This is a genomic window from Clostridium sp. CAG:221 (assembly GCA_000435835.1).
Taxonomy (GTDB): domain Bacteria; phylum Bacillota; class Clostridia; order Clostridiales; family Clostridiaceae; genus Clostridium.
In genome coordinates this window covers 60753-86428 of sequence record FR883366.1, presented here as the reverse complement: position 1 = coordinate 86428, position 25676 = coordinate 60753, and the positions used below count along the sequence as shown (strand labels likewise).

Genomic DNA, 25676 nt, shown 5'->3' with positions numbered 1-25676 from the left:
TTTATGGTTATATATCATTTAAAATTTCCAATAATTTCTTATAATAAATATAGTTTAAATGGTCTATATAACCTTCCATACTCTCTAAATACATATTTTCTTCAATAAATGATGCAACAAAATACATTTCTTCTTTTTCTTTTAAATTAACTATACTCTTTACTGATGATTTAGGTAAATTTTTATCTATTGTATTTTCAATAATACTCTTATTATTAAATACTGAACAAATTTGCTCTTTTAATTCATCCTTTTTAGGAGCAATTTTAAATTTATTGCAATCAATATTATATTCTGTCAGCATAAAATTATAAAAACTCTTTATCTTCCATATTGATTTAAGCCATTGATTCTCTTCATACTTTTCAATATTACGTAACTCACTGATAAAAATCTTCTTTTTATTTTCTTCCATTTCATTCTTCTTAAATATGTTTATCTGCCTATAAAACCACTTGATTATTTTTTCTTCTTCTAAAGATAGTCCTTCAAATTGATAAATAGGTAAATAATAGTTCTCATTAATAATATCATAATATAATATTTTACTATGATATTGGGTCTCTAATATATTATGATAAGCCTTTAAGTTATCCTTCCATCTCTCTAGCCTCAAATCCCATTTAAAATCTATAGCTTCCAAACATTGAACAAATTCCTCATTAAGAACTTGTTTATTATATAAACTTCTTTGTAAAGTACACCACTTATAAAGTCTCTCATTTGTTTTATCCTTAGGCACTTCAACATGTCCATTTACTTCATAGAATTTTACTAAATTATTAAAGTTATCATACCAGTTATAAGTAATCTTTTTTTCAATATTTCTAAATTTGCTTATTACATCTTCATGTTCTTCATATAAGGCAAAATTAATTCTCTCTTCACATAATCCTAAAGAAACTCTATATTTATTATTTTCTTCCACACTTTTCATTAAATCATGTTTAAAATTAATCAACTCCAAATTATCAATATTATCTACAAAATCAAATATTATTGGGTGATTATCCACATTTTCACTAGTGAGGCATCTCCCTAACTGCTGATAGTAAACCACTGGCGATCTAGTATTTCTAAGCATCATTATGCCACTGATATTTTTTAAGTGAAGACCTTCGTTTAATTTACTTATAGCAAATAATAGTTTTATTTCATCTTTATTATTATCTTGTTGAAAATCATTTATTTCTCTATTTATGTTATTACTTTGAGATGTTATGATATAACTCTTAATTTTGTTACAAGTAGGAAATGCTTTTTTAAACCATTCCTTTACCATTGGTATCATTTTTGTTAAATGGACATTATTTTCACAAAATACAATAAACTTAATATTAGCCCCATAAGTGAGATGCTTTCTTATTATATCTGAAATATTATTTTCCTTTTGCCATATCTTCTTATAATCTTCAAGTTCTTTCATGTATCTTTTTTTATCTTCTTTAGTAAGGATTTGTTCCTCCATTTGATCCATACGCTTCTTTATTTCTTTGTCAAGATTATAAATTGCTGAAACATAAACAGGATTAGGTAATACTTTTCTTACAATGGCATCAGAAAGACTAAGTGGCGTAGCACAATTTCCTTCTAAAAGTTCTTCTACCATATCTCTATTATTATCTAAAAATCTTATAGGAGTAGCTGAAAAACCTATGATTGCTGCTTCCTTATTTGTCTCAATGATTTTCTTCACTGCCTTACCCCAAGTTTCAGCTCCAGCTCTATGTAATTCATCTAATAATATTAAATCTACATTTATATCATTTAATTTACCACTTCTCTCCATAGCTGCTAGCTTGCTATAGGTATAAAACTTGCAACTTTTAACACACCACGGAGCTATATTTTTAAGCTGAGTTATAATTTCTTTACTAGGTGCTATAAGAATAGATTTTCTACCTAAATAATCAAATAGCATTTGCAATATAATAAAACTTTTCCCTGTACCTGTTGCATTGGAAACAGCAACTCTCTTTTCACTTTCTAAGATAGCTTTTACTTCTTTGTATGTATATCTATTATGGGGCTTTAAGTCTGGCAAAACTATGTCTCTATTTTGCTCTTCACTATAATTGTCTATTAACACTTGTACAAATTTAAAATTTTCTAAAGACATATTTGTCTTATTAAAAATTCTTATACTTTCTATATAGCCATTTAATGATATAATCATAAATTGCCTGCATTTATATTCCTCACTGGCTTTTTCTTCAAACTTTTTCAATTCGGCAATTATATCACTATTATTTAATGGATTAATATAATTCTTAGCCTGTACAATCCATACTATCTTATTAGGATTATCAGGATAAGATAAAAGTATATCTGCTCCTCCATCAAAAGCTCCCCCTTTTATGGTAGCTATAAATCCATTTCCTTCAAAAAGCATGGCTAAAAACTCTTCAAAAAGCTTACCTTTTATATATTTATCAGCTTCTTCTAAAAGTTTTTTTATTTTTCTATAGTCTTTATGTATAACTAATTTTTTTAATTGCTCTAATAATTCTTTCATAGTTTATTTACTCATCTCTTGTTATTTTTTTCGATAAATAAATTCTATCAAATAGATAAAAAAAAAGAAACTCAAATCATTGAGTTTCCTCTTAAATGGTACTAATTCATCATTAACTAAATAAGTCCTTCGATTATTCCACCACCAACAACCATGTTTCCTTGATAGAACACTACTGACTGTCCTTTAGTTATTGCTCTTTGTTTTTCCTTGAAACTAACTTTAACTCTACCATTTTCCATTGGTGATATAACAGCCTCAGCTGGTCTTCCTGAGTATCTAACTTTAGCTTCTACAGTAATTTCACCTTCTAATTTATCAAAAGGAATAAAGTTTACATCTTTAGCAACTAAATCTGTCTTAAATATATCAGTTTCAGGTCCTAAAACTACTTCATTGGTCATTGGATTGATATCTGTAACGAATACAGGTCTTCCAAGAGCTATTCCTAGACCTTTTCTTTGACCTATAGTGTAGTAAACTATCCCTTTATGTTGTCCTAAAACATTACCATTCTTATCTACAAAGTTTCCTGGAACTACCTCTAAAGGTCTAGCTTCTTTAATATATCTTCCATGATCATTATCTGGTATAAAACATATTTCTTCACTATCTTTTTTATTATATACAGATAATCCAATTTCCTTAGCTATTTCTCTAATTCTATCCTTTGTGTATTCTCCACATGGCATTAGAGTATGTGCTAATTGATCTTGAGTAAAGTTGTATAATGCATATGTTTGGTCTTTTCTATCATCATCTGAACGAATTAAAAGATATCTTCCATCCTTTTCTTCTATCTTAGCATAGTGACCTGTAGCAACATAATCAGCTCCAATTCCTCTTGCTTTTCTTAATAGCTCATCGAACTTTAAATGCTTATTACATGCTATACATGGGTTTGGGGTCTTACCATCTATGTATTCTTGCACAAAATAGTCTATTACCTTCTCTTTAAATGAATCTCTAAAATTCATTACATAGAAAGGTATTCCTATCTTATTAGCAACTCTTCTTGCATCATCAACTGCTGAAAGTGAACAACATCCACCTTCTCTTTCTGTGTAATCCTTGTCTTCCTGCCATATTTGCATTGTTACACCAATTACATCATAACCTTGTTCCTTTAAAAGGTAAGCAGCAACGGAGCTATCAACTCCGCCGCTCATACCTATAACTACTTTTTTCTTATTTTCCATCTAATCACACCTTAAATTTTATTCGTGTCCGTGTACTGTATCGTGTAATTCATCGTGATCAGTTTCTTCAAATTCCCAACCTTCTAAGCTTAATCCTTGATTTTTTCTGTAATCGTTGATTGCTTTGTGTATAGCTTCTTCTGCTAATACTGAACAGTGCATTTTTACTGGTGGAAGTCCATCTAATGCTTCTGCAACTGCTTTATTTGATAATTCCCATGCTTCTTCTAATGTCTTTCCTTTGATTAATTCTGTAGCCATTGAAGATGATGCTATAGCTGATCCACATCCAAAAGTTTGGAATTTAACATCCTTTATTATGTTGTCTTCAACTTTTAAATAAACTTTCATTATATCTCCGCATTTAGCGTTTCCAACTTCTCCAATTCCGTTAGCGTCTTCTATTTCTCCTACATTTCTTGGGTTTCTAAAATGGTCCATTACTTTATCTGTATATATCATAATTATCTTTCTCCTTTTCTTTTAAAATCGTACCATAATGGTGACATATTTCTTAATCTTTCTATTATTGGTGGTAATTCATTTAATAATTTTTCCACATCTTCTTCAGTAGATGCAGCACCTAAAGTTGTTCTTAAAGAACCATGTGCTTTTTCATGTGGTAATCCTATTGCTAATAGTACATGTGAAGGATCTAATGAACCTGACGTACAAGCACTACCACTTGATGCACAAATTCCTTCAAAGTCTAATGATAAAAGAATTGATTCTCCTTCTATAAACTCAAAGCTTATGTTAGAGTTACCTGGTAATCTCTTATCTCCTCTTGGTCCATTTAATCTAGCATATGGAATTCTTTCTAGTATTCCATCAATTAACTTATCTCTTAATACAGTTAATCTTGCTCTATTTTCTTCAATATTTTCAGTTGCAAGTTCAATAGCTTTTCCTAAACCAACTACACCTGGAATATTTTCTGTACCAGCTCTTCTTCCTCTTTCTTGTCCACCACCGTGGATTAAGTTATCTATTCTTATACCTCTTCTTATATATAAAGCACCTATTCCCTTAGGTCCATATAATTTATGTCCTGCTAAAGATAATAAATCGATATTCATTTCTTTAACATCTACTGGTACTGAACCTACTGCTTGAACAGCATCAGTGTGGAATAATACTTTCTTTTCTCTACAAAGTGCTCCAATTTCTTTTATTGGTTGAATTGTTCCTATTTCGTTATTAGCAAACATTATTGAAACTAAAATAGTTTTATCTGTTATTGCTTCTTCTAATTGTTTTAAGTCAACGAATCCTTCTTCATTAACATCTAAGTAAGTTACTTCAAAGCCGAATTTTTCTAAGAATTCGCAAGTATGTAATACTGCATGATGTTCTATCTTAGTTGTTATTATATGATTTCCTTTTTTCATGTGAGCTGTTGCAATACCTTTTATTGCCCAGTTATCAGCTTCTGATCCACCACCAGTGAAATATACTTCATTTGGATCACAGTTTATTGCTTTAGCTACTTGAGCTCTTGCATTATCTATTGCCATTTTTGTTTCTCTTGATATTCCATAGAATGATGATGGGTTACCGAACTTTTCTGTAAAGAAAGGCATCATTGCATCTAGAACTTCTGGTTTTACATATGTTGTAGCTGAATAATCCATGTAAGTTGTTTTCATTATTCTTCTCTCCTCTTTAATTCTAAAAGTGAATTTTTATATTTCATTTCATTATAGTCATCTACTATATCTTGTAAAGTTATTGATTCCATGACTTCATCTATACTGTTCTTAATTTTTGTCCATAACAGTCTTGTGGCACAACAATCTATGTTATCACATGATGCCTTATCAATGCAATCTGCAACTTCCACAGGACCTTCTAAAATATTCATAATTTCAGAGATTTTTATTTCCTTTGGTTCTTTGGCTAAAACATATCCACCTTGAGCTCCTCTAATACTAGTAATAAGTTTAGCTTTTCTTAAAGGTGAAAATAATTGTTCCAAATAATACTCTGATATACTTTGTCTATTAGATATTGTCTTAATAGAAACGGGTGCATCTCCATAGTGAATTGCTAAATCCACCATTGCCTTTACTCCATATCTTCCTTTTGTTGAAAGTTTCATTTCTTCACCCCTTTTTATTTCTGACTGTTTTACTATGTTTTACTTGATGTTTATATCTTAGCAAAATACTCGGCTTTTGTCAACAAAGATATAAAAAAAAAATCGACAGCAATTTTCAAATCAAACAAAAACCTGATTTCATCACAGTTGTCAATGTTCCATTAATCTCTTTGCATCCTTTATAGACATCCAACTTGTTACTGAAGATAGCACACCAAATATCCATAAAAGTGAAAAATCACTAACAAAATAATATAAAGCAACAATAATTGCTATTGCTGATATTCTTCCTACACCTATCCAAACTTCTTTAATACAACTTAATTCACACCTATATTCACCTTCTAGATCAGCCTCTGCTATGGAGTTTTGAACCATCACTCCATAAGATAATGCATTTAGTGGGCAGGCTACGCCATACAAAATCAAATACAATATGATAAAATATATATTTTTAAAATACATAGTAAGAATCAATACTGAAGCTATTTGTATATATACACTTATGACATATATCTTCTCCACCCTGCTTTTCACCTTTCCAGCTATCCAATAAGTTATTACAGTTATTAAAGTCATCACTGCAGTAAACCAACCTAATAACATTTCTGATCTTGTTACATCATATATAAGTATATTAATTAAAAATGCCACAGCACCATCTCTAAAAAGAGACTTCCAAGTTATCTTCATAATTATATTAAATTTTCTTAAATCAAGATTCATATAAGTCTTTTTTATAGAAAATTTTTCCCTGCCTGATGGTGGATCTTTTATAAAAAATGTTAACACCATGGCAGATACCATTATTGTAAGTATTGCTGCAAATAAAACCAAATATCCCTTTATTCCAACAAACATTGATATTATGGTAGCTGAAATAATAGGGCCTACCATACCTAGTATTGAATTTATTACACCTACAATACTGTTATAGCTTTTTCTATTATCATTATCAATTAAATCTATGGTCAGTATATTATTTGATAACCAATAAAATCCTTGTGCAAGTCCCGAAATACTACCTAATATCCATACCAAACCACTAGATTTTTCACCTAAGAACAAAATTAAAATATATAATATACAATTTAAAATATTACTAAATATGATACCACTTTTCTTATACTTTTCACCTAAAGGTCCAATTATAAAAAAACCTGCTAAAATCATTATTGCTATAAATAAATTATATAATAATGCTCCCATGACATCATTTGAAGTATTTATTAAGAAAATACTTATAAATACATTGCCCATATTTAATATCAAAAAATTAAGGCTTTGAACTATAATTAGTAGCTTTATATTTTTTTCCTTTAGAATCATCTTTTGTTTCTCACTTTCATTTCATAATACTTTAAATTTATAGTATTTATAAATCTATTCTTTTCTTTCAAAGCTAACAATATTCTTTATAAAAGAATTTACTTATAAAAATTGTCTATATTTTGCATAAAAAAAGATGAAGCTTAACGCACTTCATCTTAATATTATTTACCTTTAACCCTGTTCCAGTATTCTTTCGTAGTTTTTTCCATCTTATTATCACCATATTCATAATACACTTTATTCTTAATATTATCCGGTAGATATTGCTGTTTTACATAGTGATTTTCATATGCATGAGGATACTTATATTCTATTCCTCTTCCCATTTTGCTAGCCCCTTCATAATGTGCATCTTTTAAATGCATTGGAATATCATCTATAGTCATATTTTCTAAATCCTCTAAGGCTCTGTTTATAGCAACATATGAAGAATTTGATTTTGGACTAGTTGCTAGTAGTATTGTAGCTTCTGCTAGTGGAATTCTAGCTTCTGGAAAACCTAGTTCCCTAGCTGAATCAACTAAGGACTTTACAATCAAAGCTGCTTGCGGGTAAGCAAGTCCTATATCTTCTGCCGCAATAACCTGTAGCCTTCTGCATATAGATATCAAATCTCCCCCTTTTATAAGTCTAGCTAAATAATGAATTGCTGCATCAGCATCACTACCTCTAATGGATTTTTGAAATGCACTTAATATATCATAATGTGCATCTCCATCCATATCAAAAGCTATTACCTTGCTTTGAGTTGAATCTTTAACAACTTCTAAATCAATTACTATCTCTTTATCATCATTAGGTTTAGTGGAATTTAAAGCTACCTCTAATCCATTAAGAGCCTTTCTTACATCACCATTACAGTAAGCAGCCAAATATTCTATAGCTTCTTTGGTAACTTTAATAGAAATCTCATTAAACTCCTTACTTCTTAAATTAATGGCTCTATCTAAAGCTTTCTTTATATCTTCTTCCCCTACAGGTTTAAACTCAAAAATAGTAGATCTACTTAAGATGGCTTTAAATATATAAAAATAAGGATTTTCTGTAGTTGACGCTATAAGAGTAATCCTTCCATCTTCAATATATTCTAACAACGATTGTTGCTGCTTTTTATTAAAATTTTGTATCTCATCTAAATATAAGACAACACCATTCATCCCTAAAAAAGTATCTAATTCCTTGGTTATATCTTGTATATCTTTCAAAGATGCATTGGTTGCATTTAATTTATAAAATCTCTTACCAGCTTTTCTAGCTATTATATTAGCAACTGTTGTCTTTCCAGTTCCAGGAGGTCCATAAAAAATCATATTAGAGATATGTCCACTTTTTATAATTCTATCTAGTATTTTATTTTTTCCTAATATATGTTCTTGACCACATACCTCATCTAATTCTGTAGGCCTCACTAAATCTGCTAATGGCTTCATATTTTCACCTCGCCTTTATGTATCTATTTATATATATTACCATAAAAATTAAACACATTTCCATTTTATTTAATATATTATAATGACAACAATTTTTAAGGTGATTTATTGACTATTTTTATTTCTCTTTGTAAAATTCTCTTAAGTTTTATTGTATTCTTTTTTATTTTTTTTATTTTTATCAACAAATTAAAATTACATCTATACAGCAAATTCTTTCTTAAAGAAAAAAAATTATTAATTTCTAAAAGACCTATAAACTCTAAAATTATGTTACACAGCATAATACTCCTTATATCGGTAGTTTTATTTAGTTTACTTGAAAATTATATATATTTATCACCTTTTCAAGCTGGTTCTATTCTTGGTTGTGTTACTGGTATCATAGAAGGTATCTTTCAAAACACCATCTAGTTTATTTAAACTTCAAAAAAGGGGAATTCTAATTTGAATTCCCCTTTTTTGTTGACTAGTACAAAATTTCTTTCAATATAGCCCTTTTAACATTATAAAATTATAACTATATTCAATTATTTTTTCTTTCTTAATAACACAGCACCAATTAAAGTTGATAATGAACCAATTAATCCACTGCTTACTGCTGCACCAGTGTTAGGTAGTTTGTTATTTGAACTATTCTCTAGTTTTATAGAATCATTTTTATTAGCATTACCATTTGCTATCTCATTGTTTGATGGTTTATTTGATGGTTTATTTGTTATTTGATTATTATCTGATGGCTTTTCAGTGATTTTATCATCTTCTTTATTCGATGAATTTATCACTTCTAATTGTATTGATTTAGAAACTGTTGTTCCATCTTCTAAAGTAGCTTCAATATCATATTTATCAACATCAATACCAACATACTTTAAAACTTCAACAGGAATAACTAATTTATCTCCATAAACATAAACTGCAGGAGTTATTTCCTCATTAGAAGCAGTTCTTATATTCATATATTTTACAGGTAATTTCTTACCATTAATAGTAACAAACTTTACATTGCTTCCACTAGGAATAAAATTAGGAATTTCTATACTCTTAAGATTATTTTTATCAATAACAATTGTATTTTCTTTATCAATACTTGGTGGTGTTACCGTATCATCTGATGGTGGCGTTACAGTATCACCTGATGGCGGTGTAACTGGTGGTACTATAACATTTTTATCTTTAACTTCAATGTCTACTGCATTTATTAATGAACTTCCTTCAGAAAATTTAAATGAAATAGTATAATTTCCTTCTACACTAATTACATTAGATATAACATTTGATGGTATTATTATTTTATCATTTTCAATTTTCAGCTCTGTTGCTGATATTTCTTTTCCATTAATATATATGTACTCTAATTTAGTATTATCAAAATTAACATTACTTACTACTAAGTCTTGTTTATTGTTCATATCAAAAGTTAATTTTTGATACTCTATTGTTGGTTTTTTTGTGATAGTATCTTCTTTATCATTTTTATCATCTGATGGCGGTGTAACTGGTGGTACAACTATCGTATTATCATCTTTTGGAGGGTTCACTGCTGAATTACTATCAATTACATTCACCGATACCGCTCCAATAGTAGCTGAACCATCTGAAAAATGTACAGAAATAGCATGTACACCTACAGTTAAATTTAAATTTGATATAACATTTGAAGGTATTGTTATTGTTCCATTACTTTCATCTTTTTTAACATTACTTAATTCAATATTTTGTGGTTTTCCATTTTCATCAGTAATAGATATTGAATTTAAATTTTTGCTATTAAATTTAACTCCAGTTATAGTTATGTCTGATGGCTTACTTTTATCAAAATTTAATGTTTGATTTGGTATAACTGATTCATTAGATGTACTCACAGATTCTACTAAATTAACATCTTGTATCATATCTGCTGAAGTATTTACTACATTTAAAGTTGATGTAACTAATCCTCCAGCCAAAACTAAAGCTAAAGTTTTTTCTTTATTAATTTTTTTATTCTTATTCAAACCTCTTCACTCCTATTTACAGTAATAAAATTACCCCATTTTTATAACTGTCGTAATTTAAAAATTAAACTTAATACATATTTTTTAATTTTACTTATTTATAAAACTCTTGTGTTGCATATACTTTATTTCCAATTTTATATACACCAACACCTATACTTGAAAATTTAGATGATAATATATTTTCTCTATGCCCCTGTGAATTCATCCAATTTGTCATAAATTGCTCTGCTAATGCATTAGCATCAGATACTCCACCTATATAAGCTATATTTTCTCCCCAAGCTCTATATGTAACTCCATCATTTTTCATTTGCGTTGTTATTAAATTACCACTTAAATCCTCATGGCTGAAATAATTATTATCACCCATATCCTGTGATTTAATTCTTGCATACTTTTCCATTGTAGTATTATATGATAAAGTTTCTAAACCAGCCTTAGTTCTTTCTTCATTTACTTTTTCATATATTAAATTTTCAACTTGTGTCATAAATTGATCATTTACTTCACCTAAGTTGCTATTATTTTCCGGTGATGGTTTTATTTCTTCTGATGGCTTTTCATCTACTGAAGGTTTTTGTTCTATATTTGGTTTTTGTTCAATTGATGGTTTTTCATCAATTGATGTATCTTTATCTGTTGATGGTTTTTCAGTTTGCGTAGGAGGTACTATTGTACTTATATCTCCATTTGAAGCATTATTATTGTTATTATTATTTATTTCATCTTTATTCTCTGTATTGTTATTATTGTCATTTCCTATATTAGAATCATTTTCATTATTAGAATTGCTTCCATTCCCTATTATAATTCCTCCATTACAAATAGGTTTATATATATTTATAGTTTGTCCATTTATACATCCAAAATATTTTTTGAATATAACTCTTCTTTGATATACTCCACAATCACTACTTAAATTCAATACTTCTGAATCTTTTACATTATCCTTTATTATAGATGTAATACATCCACTTTTTGCTTTTAATGTGGCTGCTTCTGTGGTTTGGCTTCCTATAGTAGCTGCTATTCCTCCTATTAATGATGTTGATAACATTATGGCAATTAGTCTTTTTTTCATTGGTACCACTCCTTTTTATTTTTTCGAACAATAGCTTGTCCAATATTTTATTAGTTAAAGTACTTTTTACTTCTACTAACTCTGCCTGTGTATAGTTATAACATATTTTTTTAGTTATTGCTGAAATAATAAAAGGAACAATGACCATAATGTACTATTAGTTTATATATAAAGATTTATTTCCATAATATTCTTAAGCAACTTTCCTTATATAATAGGCTTTTAAGCAATTTTCCATTTTTATACTTACCACTAATCACCAGTATATTTTTCTTTATTTAAATCCATCACTTTCTTCTTTTGCTATATCTAAAGTATCATACTCTGTTACTGATTTAATATAAAATCCCTTATCAGTCTTCTTTAGCACAACTTTAATAGGAACATCTATTCCTTCTGCACTGGCTCTGTGTCCTTCATCATTTTCTTCATCCTCTTGATCCTCATAAATCAACTGACCTTCAGCCTTTAAATTCAATAGAAAACATGCAATATACTCTTTACCATATTTTTTAACAGATTTAATTTCACTGTTATATTCAAAAGTACTTAAATCTCCCAAAAATAAAGTATAGAAAAAACGATAATTGCTAGTATAAAAGTTTTCCTCATTAATATAATTACTAAGATTATCATCATATGTTATGTCATAGGAAAGTACCTTATCTACAGTTTCCTTGATATCTTTTTTATCAGAATTACTCACATAACCTGAGCAACCTGATAAAAACATAAAAAAAATTAACATAATAACTATACTTAGCTTCTTCACAATAATTCTCCTAAAAAAGTTTGATATTCAATATTATGTAATTTAGAAATCAATTATGATATCCTTAAATAAAAAAATATCCCTAAATAACTTTCGTTATTTAGGGATACTTCACAAAGCATTAATTTATAAACATTATAGAGTTGATTTATAGTTTGTTAATTATTTTCTTGATTATTTCTTTTTGTTAGCTTTCTTGCTTGTAGCAGCAGCTTCTGCTTGAGCTTCAGCTTTTACATCATATGCATTGATGTACATTTCTTTTAATTCTCTCATTAATGGGTATCTTGGGTTAGCACCTGTACATTGATCATCAAATGCTTGTTCTACCATTTCATCTAATGTAGCATAGAATTTCTCTTCAGTTACACCAGCTTCTTTAATTGTTTTTGGCATATTAACTTTAGCTTGTAATTCTTCTATAGCCTTGATTAATAATTCAACTTTTTCTTCGATAGTGTTTCCACCTAATCCTAAATGATCAGCTATCTTAGCATATCTCCATGCTGCATTTGGATATTTGTATTGAGCAAATGCTGCTTGTTTAACTGGAGCATCAGCTGAGTTGAATCTTATAACTTCAGTCATTACTAATGAGTTTGCCATACCGTGTGGTAAGTGGTGGAATGCACCTAGCTTATGAGCCATTGAGTGGTTAATTCCTAAGAACGCATTAGAGAATGCCATACCAGCCATGCATGAAGCGTGAGCCATTTTTTCTCTTGCTTTAATGTTAGTAGTTCCTTCATTATAAGCATCTGGTAAATATTTGAATACTAATCTAATTGCTTCTAAAGCTAAACCATTAGTGTATTCAGATGCCATTATTGAAACGTATGCTTCAATTGAGTGAACTAATACGTCTATACCAGCGCAAGCTGTTAATCCCTTTGGAGAAGTCATCATTAATTCAGCATCAACGATAGCCATATCTGGAGTTAGTTCATAGTCAGCTAATGGATATTTAACTCCTGTTTGTTCGTCAGTGATAACTGCGAATGGAGTAACTTCTGATCCAGTACCAGCTGAAGTTGCTATTGAAACCATCATAGCTTTTTGACCCATAGTTGGGAATTTGTATATTCTCTTTCTTATATCCATGAATGTCATAGCTAAGTCGTGGAAGTTAACTTCTGGATGTTCGTACATAACCCACATAATTTTAGCAGCATCCATTGCTGATCCACCACCAAGTGAAATTATAACGTCTGGGTTGAATGCAGCCATTTCAGCAGCACCAGCTTTAGCACATCTTAAAGTTGGATCTGGTTCAACATCTGAGAATATTTTGTATTGGATTCCGTTTGCATCTAAAACATCTGTAATCTTGTTAGTGTATCCCATATCAAATAATACTCTATCTGTTACGATGAATGCTTTCTTTTTACCCATATCAGCTAATTCTTGTAAAGCTACTGGTAAACATCCGTATTTGAAGTAAGTTTTTTCTGGAACTCTAAACCAAAGCATATTTTCTCTCCTTTCAGCTATGCTCTTAACATTGATTAAGTGTTTTGGACCAACGTTTTCTGAAACTGAGTTTCCACCCCATGATCCACATCCTAATGTTAATGATGGTGCTAATTTGAAGTTGAATAAGTCTCCAATTGCCCCTTGAGCTGCTGGCATGTTGATTAATGTTCTAGCAGTTTTCATTCTTTCTCCGAATGTTAAAACTCTATCTCTATTTTTAACTTGATCAGTGTAAAGAACTGATGTATGTCCCATACCACCTAATTCAATTAATCTATCAGCTTTATCTAAAGCTTCTTCAAATGATGTAGCTTTGTACATTGCTAATACTGGAGATAATTTTTCATGAGAGAATGGTTCTTCTAATTCCACTGAAGTAACTTCACCAACTAAAACTTTAGCAGTTTCTGGAACATCTACTCCTGCCATTTTAGCTATCTTATAAGCAGATTGACCAACCATATCAGCGTTTAATCCGCCTCTTTCATTTAAGATTATGCTTCTTACTTTATTGATTTCTTCACCTTTTAAGATGTAAGCTCCTCTTTCAGCTAATTCTTTCTTAACTTCATCATAAACTTTATCTAAAACGATGATTGATTGTTCTGATGCACAAATAACACCATTATCAAATGTTTTAGAAATTAATATTGAGTTAACAGCCATTTTAATGTGAGCTGTTTCATCGATAATTGCTGGAGTGTTTCCTGCACCAACACCTAAAGCTGGTCTTCCTGATGAGTAAGCAGCTTTAACCATTGCTGGACCACCTGTAGCAAGTATTATATCTGATTCTCTCATAACATTTTGAGATAATTCAACTGATGGTTCATCTATCCATCCGATTATTCCTTCTGGAGCTCCTGCTTTAACTGCAGCTTCTAAAACTATTTTAGCAGCTTCAATTGTTGCGTTTTTAGCTCTTGGGTGTGGTGAAATGATTATTGCATTTCTAGTTTTTAAAGCTATTAAACATTTGAATATTGCTGTAGAAGTTGGGTTTGTTGTTGGAACTATTGCAGAAATAACTCCGATTGGTTCTGCAACTTTTGTGATTCCACTTGTTTTATCTTCTTCTAAAACACCGCAAGTCTTCATGTCCTTGTATTGGTTGTATATATATTCAGCAGCAAAGTTATTTTTTATAACTTTATCTTCAACTATACCCATACCAGTTTCTTCAACTGCCATTTTAGCAAGCTTGATTCTGTTGTGGTTAGCTGCTAAAGCTGCTTGTCTGAAAATTTCATCTACTTGTTCTTGTGTATAAGTAGCAAATTGTTTTTGAGCTTCTCTTAATTGTTCAATTCTTTTTGTTAACTCTTGAGCATTTGTAACTTTCATTTGAATTCCTCCTGAATTTAAATTTATAATTAATAAATTATTATTGAATTGCTTATTTCTTTCAGGACTTCGTTATATTTTTAACATGTCCACAACCTCATTGTATTACATCGTTTATTTTTTGTCAAACTTTTTTTCTAATTTTTTTCATATTTTTTATCTTATACTAATTCATTTATTGTTTTAACCCTTTTTTATAGCCATTATTAACATTCTCAGACATCTTGTCTATTTTTGTATTTTTCTTCGACATAGATTATTTTTTAACTAACTTCGCATTTTTATTATCACCATTTCTTCCTTTAAAAGTAATTTAACTTCTTATATTAAGGCAATTTTATCTTTATCTTTTTTTATAAAAATAATACAAAAAAAAGAGAAGAAATTAAGTTAGAATAATTTCTTCTCTTTTTATCTGCTATATACTAAAATGTACTTAGCAAACTCCTATCACTGAGAACATCTTTCATATTAGCTCTGCCAAACATTTCAATAAGCTTATCTCTATTTAGTTTTGACTTTTCTTCTCTTTTAACATCTATCACAATCTTTCCTTCATGCATCATTATCAATCTATCGCCACTTTCTATAGCTTGCTTAATATTATGTGTTACCATTAATGTGGTTATTTTCTTTTCATCTATAATTTTATCGGTTATATCCATTATTTTTATTGATGTTTTGGGATCCAATGCTGCAGTATGTTCATCTAATAATAATATTTTAGGATTTGACATTACAGCCATAATTAAAGTTAAAGCTTGTCTTTGTCCTCCAGATAATAAATTTACTTTATTATATATCTTATCTTCTAAACCTAAGTTTAATTTTTTAAGTTCTTCCTTATAATAATTGATACGTTTCTTATCTATGGCAAATTTCATACCATATGGTTTACCTTTATTATCTGCTAAAGACATGTTTTCTAATATATTCATGTTAGGAGCTACTCCAACGGTAGGATTTTGAAATACACGTCCTATATAACGACATCTATAGTATTCCTCTTTTTTTGCAACTTCTTCTCCATCAATAATTATACTGCCACTATCCACAGCTAAATTTCCGCTTATTAAATTTAACAATGTAGACTTACCTGCCCCATTAGAGCCTATTATGGATACATACTCTCCTTTTTCAACATCAAGAGAAAATCCTTCAAACACTCTATTTTCATTAACTGTATTTGCATTAAACACCTTATACATATCTCTAATTTTCAGCACTTTCTCTGCCTTCTCTCTTTATTTTTTTATTTTTAAATTTAAAAATTCCATTATTAGAAGCCAAGGCAATTATAACTATTATTGCTGTAATTAATTTTAAATCATTTGGATTAAAGTTTACCCTTAGAGCAATAGCTATAGCTACTTTATATATAATTGCTCCTAGAATAGATAATGTTGTGCATTTCAAAAGCGAAAGCTTACCAAAAATAGTTATGCCTATAACAACTGTTGCCAGCCCCATTACCACAATCCCTTGTCCCATAGTTACATCAGCATAACCATACTTTTGTGCTTGGATTGCCCCAGCCATTCCCACTAAGCCATTACTAATCATTAAACCAAGCACCTTAACACCATTTTTATTTATACCTAAGGATGATACTACTTGCTCATTATCACCTACTGCAATAAGTAAAAACCCTCTTTTTGTTTTTAAAAATGTATCTATGATAATTTTGCAGATAACCACCATAATTATTATTATAAATATGGATTTCAAATTAGTATTTTTAAATATGGTTTTAGTGCTAAATAATGGAGTATTTGATTTTCCCATAACCCTTAAGTTTACAGAATAAAGAGCTATCATCACAAGTATACCTGACATCAAATTACTTATCTTAAGCTTTACATGTAGAAAAGCAGTTGTCCCTCCTGCAATTGCTCCTCCAACTGCTGAAATTATAATTGCTAACCATGGATTAACTCCATTTATAAGAAGAACTGCTGTTATGGCTGCCCCTAAAGGATATGTGCCATCTACTGAAAGATCTGGAAAATCAAGAATCTTATATGTTATATATACTCCCATTGAAACAATAGAAAATAACAGACCTTCTTCAATGGCATCAATTATAAGATTCATTTAGTTCACTCCTCCAGTTATAATTTGAGCCTTTTCTTCAATTTCTTTAGGTATTTCTATATTAATTTTCTTTGCCGCATCTGAATTTATAGTAATATTCATATCTGATGATTTTTCAATTTTTATCTCTGAAGGTTCCTTTCCTTCAATGATTTCCACTGCCTTATATGCAGTTTCTTTACCTAACTGATAATAATCTATTCCTATAGAACATAAACCTCCCTTACTTACTCCTGCTTCTTCAGCACATAACATCGGTATATTATTGTTTAAACAAATATTACCTACCAATTCATATGCTGATGCTACAGTGTTATCTGTAGGAACATATAATGCATCAATATCTTTTATATTTGCTGATAGATTTTGATTTATTTCATTGACAGTGGTAATTGATATTTCCTTCACTTCTAAATTACTTTCTTTTGCTGCTGCTTTTAATTCATCAACCTGTACTATTGAGTTTGCTTCTGAAGTATTATAGATAACCCCTATATTCCTTATGCTTGGTACAATTTCCTGTAATAAAGCGATTTGCTCTGTCATAGAAACCATATCTGACATTCCTGTAACATTATTACCTGAACTTTCAAAGCTATTTGCTATTCCTGCAGCTACTGGATCAGTTACAGCTGTAAAAACAATAGGTATTTCTTTTGTTGCATTATAGGCTGATTGAGCTGATGATGTAGAAATTGCAAAAATCATATCAACTTCATTATTGACAAATTGCTTACTTATAGTTTGGGCAATGGATACATCACCTTGAGCATTTTCATAATCAATTTCTATATTTTCCCCATCAACATACCCTTTCTCCTTGAGCCCGTCAATAAATCCTTCTCTTGCGGAATCCAAAGCAGAATGCTGTACAATTTGATTTATTCCTATTTTATAAATTTCATCATCTTTTCCTGAATTTTCTTTATTATTTGAGCAGCTATATAATACACTTAACATTATCACCTCACTTAATATAGCTAATAGCTTCATTTTTTTCCTCATCTATTCACCACCTCCAATAAAATATATATTTATTTATATATATATTTCACTGGCCTTTTATTTATTTTAAAAAAAGGAATTAATTTTATTTTTTTAAAATAAAATTAATTCCTTAAATATAATTATTTCTTTTTTATTAAATGATATTTTTCTTCAAAGAAGCTTGTTAATTTACTTAAAGTAGCAATTAATACAGTTTCCTCTTCTTTTTCAAATCCTTCAATTAGCCTATCTATCATGTCTGCATGGAATTTGGCATGATTATCGTAAGCAAGTTTTCCCCTATCTGTAAGATTAACAAGAACTACTCTTCTATCCTCTTCAATACGTTTTCTTTCTACATATTCTTTCTTAATCAACTTATTAATTGCCGTAGTAAGCGTTCCAACTGTAATGCTTAAATCATGAGCAATTTCACTCATAGTTCTAGATCCATTAATACCAATTGCCTCTATAATATGTATTTCAGTAACTGATAAATCGGAGAATTCCCCTTCTTGTAAAGACTTTTCTTCAATTTTTAATATATCACCATATAATTGTACTAATAATCTATTTAAAACAAATTTTGCTTCATTTTTTTCCATAAGCTCACTCTCCATAAAAATATGCCACTCCCATATTTAATAATAATAAAATTTTCTCTCGAAATCAATGAAATAATATCTACATAAAAGAAAAAGTGGAACAAGTTCCACTTTTATAATAAACTTGTTCCTACAAAAATAATAAAAATAGCTATTAAAGATAATACTATACTGGTTTTAAATATTTTTAAAAATGAGTATCTCTTTATCTCACTTATGTTTTCTTTAGGATATATAACTTTTACCTTATCACCAACTTTCAAATCTTTAAATTCATCATAATCATCATATTCAATTATTACCTTTTTATCTTCATTATTCACCTCCAAAATAGGTTCTATCCCAACATAATACACTTTATTTCTTACTTCATTTATATCAACATGATTATAGGGCTTCATCAATATTAAAGTTGCTTCATTTTTCACGCCATTTTTGTACAGCATAATTTCATCTTTAAAAAACCTTATTGCAAAAGCAATCATTATAAAACCTGCAGCAAAAACAAACATTCTCAACACCTTAACCACTCCTTGCTAAATACTAGTCTTACTATCAATTCAATATATTATATGAAGATATTTTTAGTTTCTTGTACATTAAGAGAATATTTCACAAAGTCTCAGTGCTTGATGCCATTTATTTAAAAATATATATTTTTTTAAAATTTTTTTAAATAAAAAAATATGAAATCAGTACCAAATTGCACTAATTCCATATTTTAAAATGTTATAGTTGTACTATATTATATATTATCTTCCACAGCATTTTTTATACTTCTTTTTACTTCCGCATAAACAAGGATCATTTCTTCCTATCTTCACTTCATTAACAACTCTTTGCTCCTGCTTTGTTATTTCATTTTCAGAATATCCATTTAATGACCATCTTTTTATACTTTTAGCTAAATGTTCTAATTCATAAGCCAAAATATTCTTTTCTTCTTCAGTATCAATTTCATATGCATCTAAGAATAAATCTATAGCTTTTTCCATAGGCATTTCATTTTTAATACTTATAGTAAATGAATCCATTTCATCTTTTAGGATTTCTTTATCAATTATAAACATTTCTCCTAAAACTCTTTGTAGATTCTTTCCACATTTATGCTCTTCCATAAAGTCTGGAACACCTGCTTTTATTAAAGTCTTCTTATCAAATTTACAAATATTCTTCTTGTTTTTCTTTTGAAGTTTAGCAATCTTACTTGAATTTTCAACATCAATATGGCATAATCCATCTTCTTCTATAACATAGTCATATCCTAATTCTTCTCCAATTAAAGTTAACTCTTTTATTTTTTCATCTGTAAGTTCAATTTTAAATGCAGCTTCTAAAATTTCTTTTATGGCTGAATATGAAATTACTCCATAATAATATGTACTTCCTGCCATAGCCTTAATTAAATCACTCTTTTCTCTAGCAGCAGCCATAGCTTCTTTTGTTATCTTTTCTTTTAATGATACTCTTAGTTCTTCTGGTAAAATAACATATAATTCTCCATCTATAGATGCTGTAAATACAACGCCTCTATTTCTTAAGAAGTTTGAGTTTATTAATAAATCACATTGATACTTTTTAACACCATCATCATTTATTAATTCCTGTAAGAATCTTATTGAAGTTTCTTCTAATGAATTAATCATATGATCTTCATTATTTATAACGACTTCTCTTATTCTTTCAACAGCTTCGGCTTTCTTTAATGATGTAATACCTTTAACATCATATTTTTTAGCAATCTTAACTAACTCATCTTTAGTCATTTTTTCTAATAATGATGCTAATGTCTGCTCTCCATCTAACTCTTTCCATATCTTCTCAGCACTCTTCATATCAGCCTTTAAAATTGCTTCTTGTAATTTATCCTTATCCTTCATAAAAACTAAGTCACCTCATATCTATTTTCGCAAAAAAATCACTTATTCTATTATATATGTTTTTTAGCTTTAGTCAAAATTTTTTAACTGTTTTAAAATTATTACCATAATTTTATCTATTCTTAGACAAAAATAATACATTAATACCGAATATTACCATAAGGATTTTATAAATGAAAAAGCACATCATCCCAAACGAATTAAAATATTTTTTCTGAACTTGCAGAGCTATAAAATCAACACTATACTTATATATTGGTAACCTAATCTAAGGTATGTATTACTAAATACAGGAAATGAGAGGATTATAAATGAATAAAAAAGATATATTAGAATTAAAAAAACGTTTTAAGAAAAATAACTGTACATTTACTAAAATGTGTGGTTGCTATGTTAATGGAGAAAAGAATATCCTTTTAAAATTTCGAGAAACATTTTTAAATTTAGAAGAAGATGATTATTTTAAATATTTAGAAATCGCCAAAAAGGTCCTTTCTGGAACCATCGGCAATAATTTACTAGAGCTTAATTTTCCTTTAAATGATGAGTATATTAATGAAAGACAGCTTTCTTTAATGGAACTAAAAAAAAGTCAATTAAAAGATGATAAATTACTAGATGATTTTTACAAACTTATCATTGAAAACTATCATTATACAGGAAACTTTCTTATATTAATATTCCATGATGCTTATGATATCATTACTAAAACTACTGATAATGCTAAATTAGATGAATCTGAAGAAGTATACGAGTATATTTTATGCGCTATTTGCCCTGTTGAATTATCAAAAGCAGGTTTAAGATATTTTGAAGATGAAAATGCTATAAAATCACGTATAAGAGATTGGATAGTAGAATCTCCTGCACATGGATTTGTATTCCCAGCTTTTATTGATAGAGGTTCTGACGTTAATTCAATTATTTATTACACTAAAAATGCTAAAGATCCTCATCCTGAATTAATGGAAGAAGCTTTAGGCTGTACATCTAAGCAAACAGCAACGGAACAAAAAGAAACATTTAATGGTATTATTAAAAACGCTTTAGGAAGTGATGAAAAAAAATCTAACCATTTCTTTATGGAAATCCAAGAAAGCCTTAATAATAAAATAGAAGAACATAATACAATCCATGAAGATAGCAATGAACCTATAGTTTTAACTAATAATGTCATTCAAGAAATTCTAACGGAAAGTGGAGTGCCTGAAGAAATCACTACAAAAATTGAAAAATCATATACTGAAAGCTTTGGTAATACTCCACCGCTAGCAGAAACTTTATTAGATAATAAAACATTGGCAGCCAAAGCACAAAAAAGAAAAGAAGAAATGCTTGAAAGACAAGTAAAAATCTTAGAAACAAAGCTTGAAAGATTTAAGCATAATGTATCTGAAGAAACTGCTACAGATTCAAATGAAGATATATTAGAAAATGAAGTTTCTGAAACAATTACTAACTCTGAATCTATTGGTGAAGATTTAGATTATGATATTGTTCTTAAGGTAAAACCAGAAAAAGTATCACAAATAAAATCTGAAGTTATTGATGGTAAAAAATATCTTGTAATTCCTATAGATGAAGATGAGCAAGCTAATGTAAATGGCATAGATAACTTAATATAAATACTTCTTCTACTGATATTTTTATTATTTATCCATATACTAATTAAATAGACATCTTTATTTATATTACAAATATTAGGAGGGCTTAAATTTGACTATAACAAAAAAGCTATTTTTGCGGGGGATGCTTTTGGTGTATGGTTAAACCATTTAGTTAAAATATTAAAAGCTACAGAATTTTATCCTGCTGAAGAATATCATCAAGATTATTATCTAAAAAATCCTTTTAGATATAAAGCATATTATTATGGATCTGGAAGAAAATCATTCATTGAAGAAAACTGGAAAATTTCTGAGCAAAAGAAAAAGGAGTTAAAAAGAATTGGGTGGGCTTAGATATTGTATAAATTCTGCTGCTCTTCGCTTTATTCCTAAAGAAGAGATGGAACTAAAAGGATACGGTGATTACCTTAAATACTTATAGAAAAAATAATGTTAAATAATTTAACATAATCTTATAAAGAAAGGACAATAGATGATATTAAAATTTATCTATTGTCCATAATTACGTTATCTATTTCTATTATGCCCACAGTTATTTCTACACTTGCTACAATCCCCCAAGCAACCAGCATCTCTATTTTTATAAATATATCTTATTGAAATTATTATCCAAATAATTATAATACCTATTACTATTATGGTAAATAAATTCATAATATAACGCTCCTCATATTACAATAATAAACTGCCAATTATCTTTACTAAAAATGCTATTATCCACGCAATTATACACTGGCTTACCACTATTTCAATGGTCCACCTTTTACCAAGCTCATGCCTTACAGCTGCAATGGCTGCCACACATGGCGTATATAATAATGAAAAAACTAAAAAAACAAATGCAGTAAATGAATTAAATAAATTTCCTATTGTTTCAGTAGAGCCCCCTAAAAGTACTGTAAGAGTGCTAACAACACTTTCTTTTGCTGTAAAACCTGTTATTAAAGCTGTAGAAACTCTCCAATCACCAAATCCAAGTGGTTTAAAAATAGGAGCTATAACTCCACCTAAAATTGCTAACAAACTATCAGATGAATTTGCTACTGGATTAAGCCTTAAATCAAAGCTTTGTAAGAACCATATAATTATTGAAGCAATAAATATTATAGTAAATGCCCTAGTAACAAAATCTTTAGCCTTGTCCCCAATTAGTTTTAAAACACTTTTTAAGCTAGGCATACGATAATTAGGCAATTCCATAACAAATGGTACAGGGTTACCTTTAAAGACAGTAGTTTTTAATATAAATGAAAATAAAATAGCTATAAAAATCCCTAAAAAATATAAAGCAACTATCACTAAACTTGCATACTTTGGAAAAAATGCTGCTGTAAATAATGCATATATTGGTAATTTAGCAGAACAGCTCATAAATGGAGTCAATAAAATAGTCATTTTCCTATCTCTATTAGATGGTAAAGTCCTTGTGGACATAATTGCTGGCACTGAACATCCAAAGCCAATAAGCATTGGCACAAAGCTACGTCCTGATAATCCTATCTTTCTAAGTGGCTTATCCATAATAAACGCTACTCTAGCCATATATCCGCTATCTTCTAATATTGATAAAAAGAAAAATAACACTACTATAATAGGTAAAAAGCTTAGTACACTTCCTACACCTGAAAAAGCTCCATCTATTACTAATGAATGTACAATTGGATTAAGTCCATAAATCTCCAATGACCTATCACATATATTTGTAATCCATCCAATAGCCATATCCATTAAATTTGAAAGTGATTTTCCTATAACTCCAAAAGTAAGAAAGAAAATTGTGCCCATTATTACCATAAACATTGGAATTGCTGTATACTTACCTGTCAAAATCTTATCTATGGCCTGGCTCCTTTTACGCTCCTTGCTTTCATGTGGTTTTACCACTGTATACTTACATAAGTTTTCTATAAAATTAAATCTCATATCTGCCATAGCAGCTTGTCTATCTCTACCACTTTCTTCTTCCATTTGAATTATTATATGCTCAAGCATTTTTTTTTCATTGTCTTCCATTTTTAATTTATCTAAGATAATTCCATCAGATTCAACTAGTTTTGTTGCTGCAAATCTTGTAGGTATTTTGGCTCTTTTGGCATGGTCTTCAATTAAGTGAAGAATTCCATGTATACATCTATGAACTGCACCTTCATCTTTACCAGAAGAATCACAAAAATCCATTCTTCCAGGTCTTTCCCTATATTTAGCCACATGAATAGCATGATCAATAAGTTCATCTATTCCTTCATTTTTTGCTGCAGAAATTGGAATAACAGGAATCCCCAAAAGTTCCTCTAATCTATTAATCATAATGGTTCCACCATTTTCTCTCACTTCATCCATCATATTAAGTGCAAGTACCATTGGAATATCTAATTCAATAAGCTGCATAGTTAAATATAAGTTTCTTTCTATGTTGGTTGCATCAACGATATTTATAATTCCTCGTGGTCTATGATTTAAAAGAAATTCCCTAGTTACCACTTCTTCACTGGAATAAGGTGATAATGAATATATACCTGGCAAATCTATTACATTGGCATTAGGATGATTTCTGATTGTTCCCTCCTTACGGTCAACTGTAACCCCAGGAAAATTTCCTACATGTTGGTTCATTCCAGTAAGCCTATTAAATAAAGTAGTTTTTCCACAGTTTTGATTTCCAGCTAAAGCAAAAGTAATTATCTCATCATCAGAAATTTCTTCTCCACGCCTCTTCACATGGTATGATTTTTTTTCTCCCATGCCTGGATGAGTCTTTAAATCATCATCATATTTACATTCTTCAATCTTATGAGCTTCATGTATGTTTTTAATCTTTATGTAGCTAGCATCATCTTTTCTTAATGTAAGTTCATAACCTCTCACTCTTATTTCCATAGGATCTCCCATTGGCGCTATCTTAATTAATGAAATTTCAGTGCCTGGTGTTAATCCCATATCTAAGATATGTTTCCTTAGTGAAATCTCACTACAATCTACAGATTCAATTACTGCATCTTTTCCAATTTCTAATTCTGATAGATTCATCATTAAATTCATACCTTCCTTTTTATTTTAAAACCACCTTATTAATCCATATATAATTATATCACATTTTCCATATTATGTATTTTGATTGTAAATAGATTTTTTCTAAATATAAAACACCATAGAAACCAAACTTTTTTCTATGGTGCTTTTGCTTTTTATACTTTTTTACAGTAAATATTATAAAGCTTAATTATTTTCTTTTTAC

At 29.1% G+C, this 25676-nt stretch carries 21 protein-coding genes and 1 pseudogene; 3 read left to right on the top strand and 19 right to left on the bottom strand.

Translation table 11 applies throughout. The features are described from left to right. Positions 1-7: 7 nt before the first annotated feature. The 17 genes from Q5O44_RS02045 to Q5O44_RS01965 all read right to left on the bottom strand — a co-directional run bounded on the left by Q5O44_RS02045 (position 8) and on the right by Q5O44_RS01965 (position 20813). Positions 8-2515 (bottom strand): DEAD/DEAH box helicase family protein, encoded by a 2508-nt coding sequence (locus Q5O44_RS02045; RefSeq protein WP_022166722.1) that lies wholly within the window; start codon positions 2513-2515, stop codon positions 8-10. A 116-nt stretch (positions 2516-2631) separates the two neighbouring features. Further along, a complete protein-coding gene (gene mnmA, locus Q5O44_RS02040) occupies positions 2632-3714 on the bottom strand; it encodes a tRNA 2-thiouridine(34) synthase MnmA (protein WP_022166721.1) in 1083 nt (360 codons plus the stop codon). 18 nt (positions 3715-3732) lie between these two features. After that, positions 3733-4176, bottom strand: coding sequence for a Fe-S cluster assembly scaffold protein NifU (gene nifU / locus Q5O44_RS02035; RefSeq protein ID WP_022166720.1), 444 nt, complete (start codon positions 4174-4176; stop codon positions 3733-3735). A gap of 2 nt (positions 4177-4178) precedes the next feature. Continuing rightward, a complete protein-coding gene (gene nifS, locus Q5O44_RS02030; protein ID WP_022166719.1) occupies positions 4179-5363 on the bottom strand; it encodes a cysteine desulfurase NifS in 1185 nt (394 codons plus the stop codon). Continuing rightward, on the bottom strand, positions 5363-5815 hold the full coding sequence (locus tag Q5O44_RS02025; RefSeq protein WP_022166718.1) for an Rrf2 family transcriptional regulator: 453 nt from the start codon (positions 5813-5815) through the stop codon (positions 5363-5365). Before Q5O44_RS02025 ends, nifS begins: the two co-directional genes overlap by 1 nt. A 150-nt stretch (positions 5816-5965) precedes the next feature. Then, positions 5966-7144 carry an MFS transporter gene (locus Q5O44_RS02020; RefSeq protein WP_022166717.1) on the bottom strand — a complete coding sequence of 393 codons (1179 nt, stop codon included), beginning with the start codon at positions 7142-7144 and terminating at the stop codon, positions 5966-5968. A 164-nt stretch (positions 7145-7308) separates the two neighbouring features. Next, positions 7309-8577, bottom strand: coding sequence for a replication-associated recombination protein A (locus tag Q5O44_RS02015; protein WP_022166716.1), 1269 nt, complete (start codon positions 8575-8577; stop codon positions 7309-7311). 530 nt (positions 8578-9107) lie between these two features. Then, positions 9108-10574 (bottom strand): LPXTG cell wall anchor domain-containing protein, encoded by a 1467-nt coding sequence (locus Q5O44_RS02010; protein WP_022166714.1) that lies wholly within the window; start codon positions 10572-10574, stop codon positions 9108-9110. A 94-nt stretch (positions 10575-10668) separates the two neighbouring features. Next, positions 10669-11658: a CAP domain-containing protein gene (locus Q5O44_RS02005; RefSeq protein ID WP_022166713.1), complete on the bottom strand. Its 990-nt coding sequence runs from the start codon at positions 11656-11658 to the stop codon at positions 10669-10671. Between the two features lie 274 nt (positions 11659-11932). After that, positions 11933-12430, bottom strand: a complete 498-nt coding sequence (locus Q5O44_RS02000) for a hypothetical protein (protein WP_022166712.1) — start codon at positions 12428-12430, stop codon at positions 11933-11935. A gap of 174 nt (positions 12431-12604) precedes the next feature. After that, a complete protein-coding gene (gene adhE / locus Q5O44_RS01995) occupies positions 12605-15247 on the bottom strand; it encodes a bifunctional acetaldehyde-CoA/alcohol dehydrogenase (RefSeq protein WP_022166711.1) in 2643 nt (880 codons plus the stop codon). A 425-nt stretch (positions 15248-15672) separates the two neighbouring features. Then, positions 15673-16473: an ABC transporter ATP-binding protein gene (locus Q5O44_RS01990; RefSeq protein ID WP_022166710.1), complete on the bottom strand. Its 801-nt coding sequence runs from the start codon at positions 16471-16473 to the stop codon at positions 15673-15675. Continuing rightward, positions 16460-17341 (bottom strand): ABC transporter permease, encoded by an 882-nt coding sequence (locus Q5O44_RS01985; RefSeq protein WP_022166709.1) that lies wholly within the window; start codon positions 17339-17341, stop codon positions 16460-16462. Before Q5O44_RS01985 ends, Q5O44_RS01990 begins: the two co-directional genes overlap by 14 nt. Next, positions 17342-18346 carry an ABC transporter substrate-binding protein gene (locus Q5O44_RS01980; protein WP_022166708.1) on the bottom strand — a complete coding sequence of 335 codons (1005 nt, stop codon included), beginning with the start codon at positions 18344-18346 and terminating at the stop codon, positions 17342-17344. 122 nt (positions 18347-18468) lie between these two features. Continuing rightward, on the bottom strand, positions 18469-18933 hold the full coding sequence (locus tag Q5O44_RS01975) for a MarR family winged helix-turn-helix transcriptional regulator (RefSeq protein WP_022166707.1): 465 nt from the start codon (positions 18931-18933) through the stop codon (positions 18469-18471). Positions 18934-19046: 113 nt separating this feature from the next. Next, the gene (locus Q5O44_RS01970; RefSeq protein WP_022166706.1) at positions 19047-19454 is read right to left on the bottom strand and encodes a hypothetical protein; all 408 of its coding nucleotides are present in this window, start codon (positions 19452-19454) and stop codon (positions 19047-19049) included. A 231-nt stretch (positions 19455-19685) separates the two neighbouring features. Beyond that, a complete protein-coding gene (locus Q5O44_RS01965) occupies positions 19686-20813 on the bottom strand; it encodes an SEC-C metal-binding domain-containing protein (protein WP_022166705.1) in 1128 nt (375 codons plus the stop codon). A 311-nt stretch (positions 20814-21124) separates the two neighbouring features. Between Q5O44_RS01965 and Q5O44_RS01960 the strand changes: the two genes are divergently transcribed. The 3 genes and pseudogenes from Q5O44_RS01960 to Q5O44_RS15205 form a co-directional block, all read left to right on the top strand. Further along, entirely contained in the window at positions 21125-22438 is a 1314-nt protein-coding gene (locus tag Q5O44_RS01960; protein ID WP_022166704.1) for a DUF4317 domain-containing protein, read from the top strand. 63 nt (positions 22439-22501) lie between these two features. Next, the gene (locus Q5O44_RS15210; protein ID WP_368389931.1) at positions 22502-22774 is read left to right on the top strand and encodes a peptide-methionine (S)-S-oxide reductase; all 273 of its coding nucleotides are present in this window, start codon (positions 22502-22504) and stop codon (positions 22772-22774) included. Then, positions 22755-22862: pseudogene (locus tag Q5O44_RS15205) on the top strand (peptide-methionine (R)-S-oxide reductase); the annotation flags it as partial. The gene Q5O44_RS15210 and the pseudogene Q5O44_RS15205, both read left to right, overlap by 20 nt. 86 nt (positions 22863-22948) lie before the next feature. On the opposite strand, the gene Q5O44_RS01950 reads toward Q5O44_RS15205, so the two are convergent. Both Q5O44_RS01950 and feoB read right to left on the bottom strand, forming a co-directional pair. Then, positions 22949-23095 carry a FeoB-associated Cys-rich membrane protein gene (locus tag Q5O44_RS01950; protein WP_022166703.1) on the bottom strand — a complete coding sequence of 49 codons (147 nt, stop codon included), beginning with the start codon at positions 23093-23095 and terminating at the stop codon, positions 22949-22951. Between the two features lie 18 nt (positions 23096-23113). Further along, the gene (feoB, locus tag Q5O44_RS01945) at positions 23114-25468 is read right to left on the bottom strand and encodes a ferrous iron transport protein B (protein WP_291662140.1); all 2355 of its coding nucleotides are present in this window, start codon (positions 25466-25468) and stop codon (positions 23114-23116) included. Positions 25469-25676 lie beyond the last annotated feature (208 nt).

Coding starts and splice junctions, on each gene's coding strand:
- Q5O44_RS01950 (WP_022166703.1), bottom strand. CDS start 23,095: ATGAATTTATTTACCATAATAGTAATAGGTATTATAATTATTTGGATA.
- Q5O44_RS01980 (WP_022166708.1), bottom strand. CDS start 18,346: ATGAGGAAAAAAATGAAGCTATTAGCTATATTAAGTGAGGTGATAATG.
- Q5O44_RS02045 (WP_022166722.1), bottom strand. CDS start 2,515: ATGAAAGAATTATTAGAGCAATTAAAAAAATTAGTTATACATAAAGAC.
- Q5O44_RS01960 (WP_022166704.1), top strand. CDS start 21,125: ATGAATAAAAAAGATATATTAGAATTAAAAAAACGTTTTAAGAAAAAT.
- Q5O44_RS01965 (WP_022166705.1), bottom strand. CDS start 20,813: ATGAAGGATAAGGATAAATTACAAGAAGCAATTTTAAAGGCTGATATG.
- nifU (WP_022166720.1), bottom strand. CDS start 4,176: ATGATATATACAGATAAAGTAATGGACCATTTTAGAAACCCAAGAAAT.
- Q5O44_RS01975 (WP_022166707.1), bottom strand. CDS start 18,933: ATGGAAAAAAATGAAGCAAAATTTGTTTTAAATAGATTATTAGTACAA.
- feoB (WP_291662140.1), bottom strand. CDS start 25,468: ATGAATCTATCAGAATTAGAAATTGGAAAAGATGCAGTAATTGAATCT.
- nifS (WP_022166719.1), bottom strand. CDS start 5,363: ATGAAAACAACTTACATGGATTATTCAGCTACAACATATGTAAAACCA.
- Q5O44_RS02005 (WP_022166713.1), bottom strand. CDS start 11,658: ATGAAAAAAAGACTAATTGCCATAATGTTATCAACATCATTAATAGGA.
- mnmA (WP_022166721.1), bottom strand. CDS start 3,714: ATGGAAAATAAGAAAAAAGTAGTTATAGGTATGAGCGGCGGAGTTGAT.
- Q5O44_RS01985 (WP_022166709.1), bottom strand. CDS start 17,341: ATGAATCTTATAATTGATGCCATTGAAGAAGGTCTGTTATTTTCTATT.
- Q5O44_RS02020 (WP_022166717.1), bottom strand. CDS start 7,144: ATGATTCTAAAGGAAAAAAATATAAAGCTACTAATTATAGTTCAAAGC.
- Q5O44_RS02025 (WP_022166718.1), bottom strand. CDS start 5,815: ATGAAACTTTCAACAAAAGGAAGATATGGAGTAAAGGCAATGGTGGAT.
- Q5O44_RS02015 (WP_022166716.1), bottom strand. CDS start 8,577: ATGAAGCCATTAGCAGATTTAGTGAGGCCTACAGAATTAGATGAGGTA.
- adhE (WP_022166711.1), bottom strand. CDS start 15,247: ATGAAAGTTACAAATGCTCAAGAGTTAACAAAAAGAATTGAACAATTA.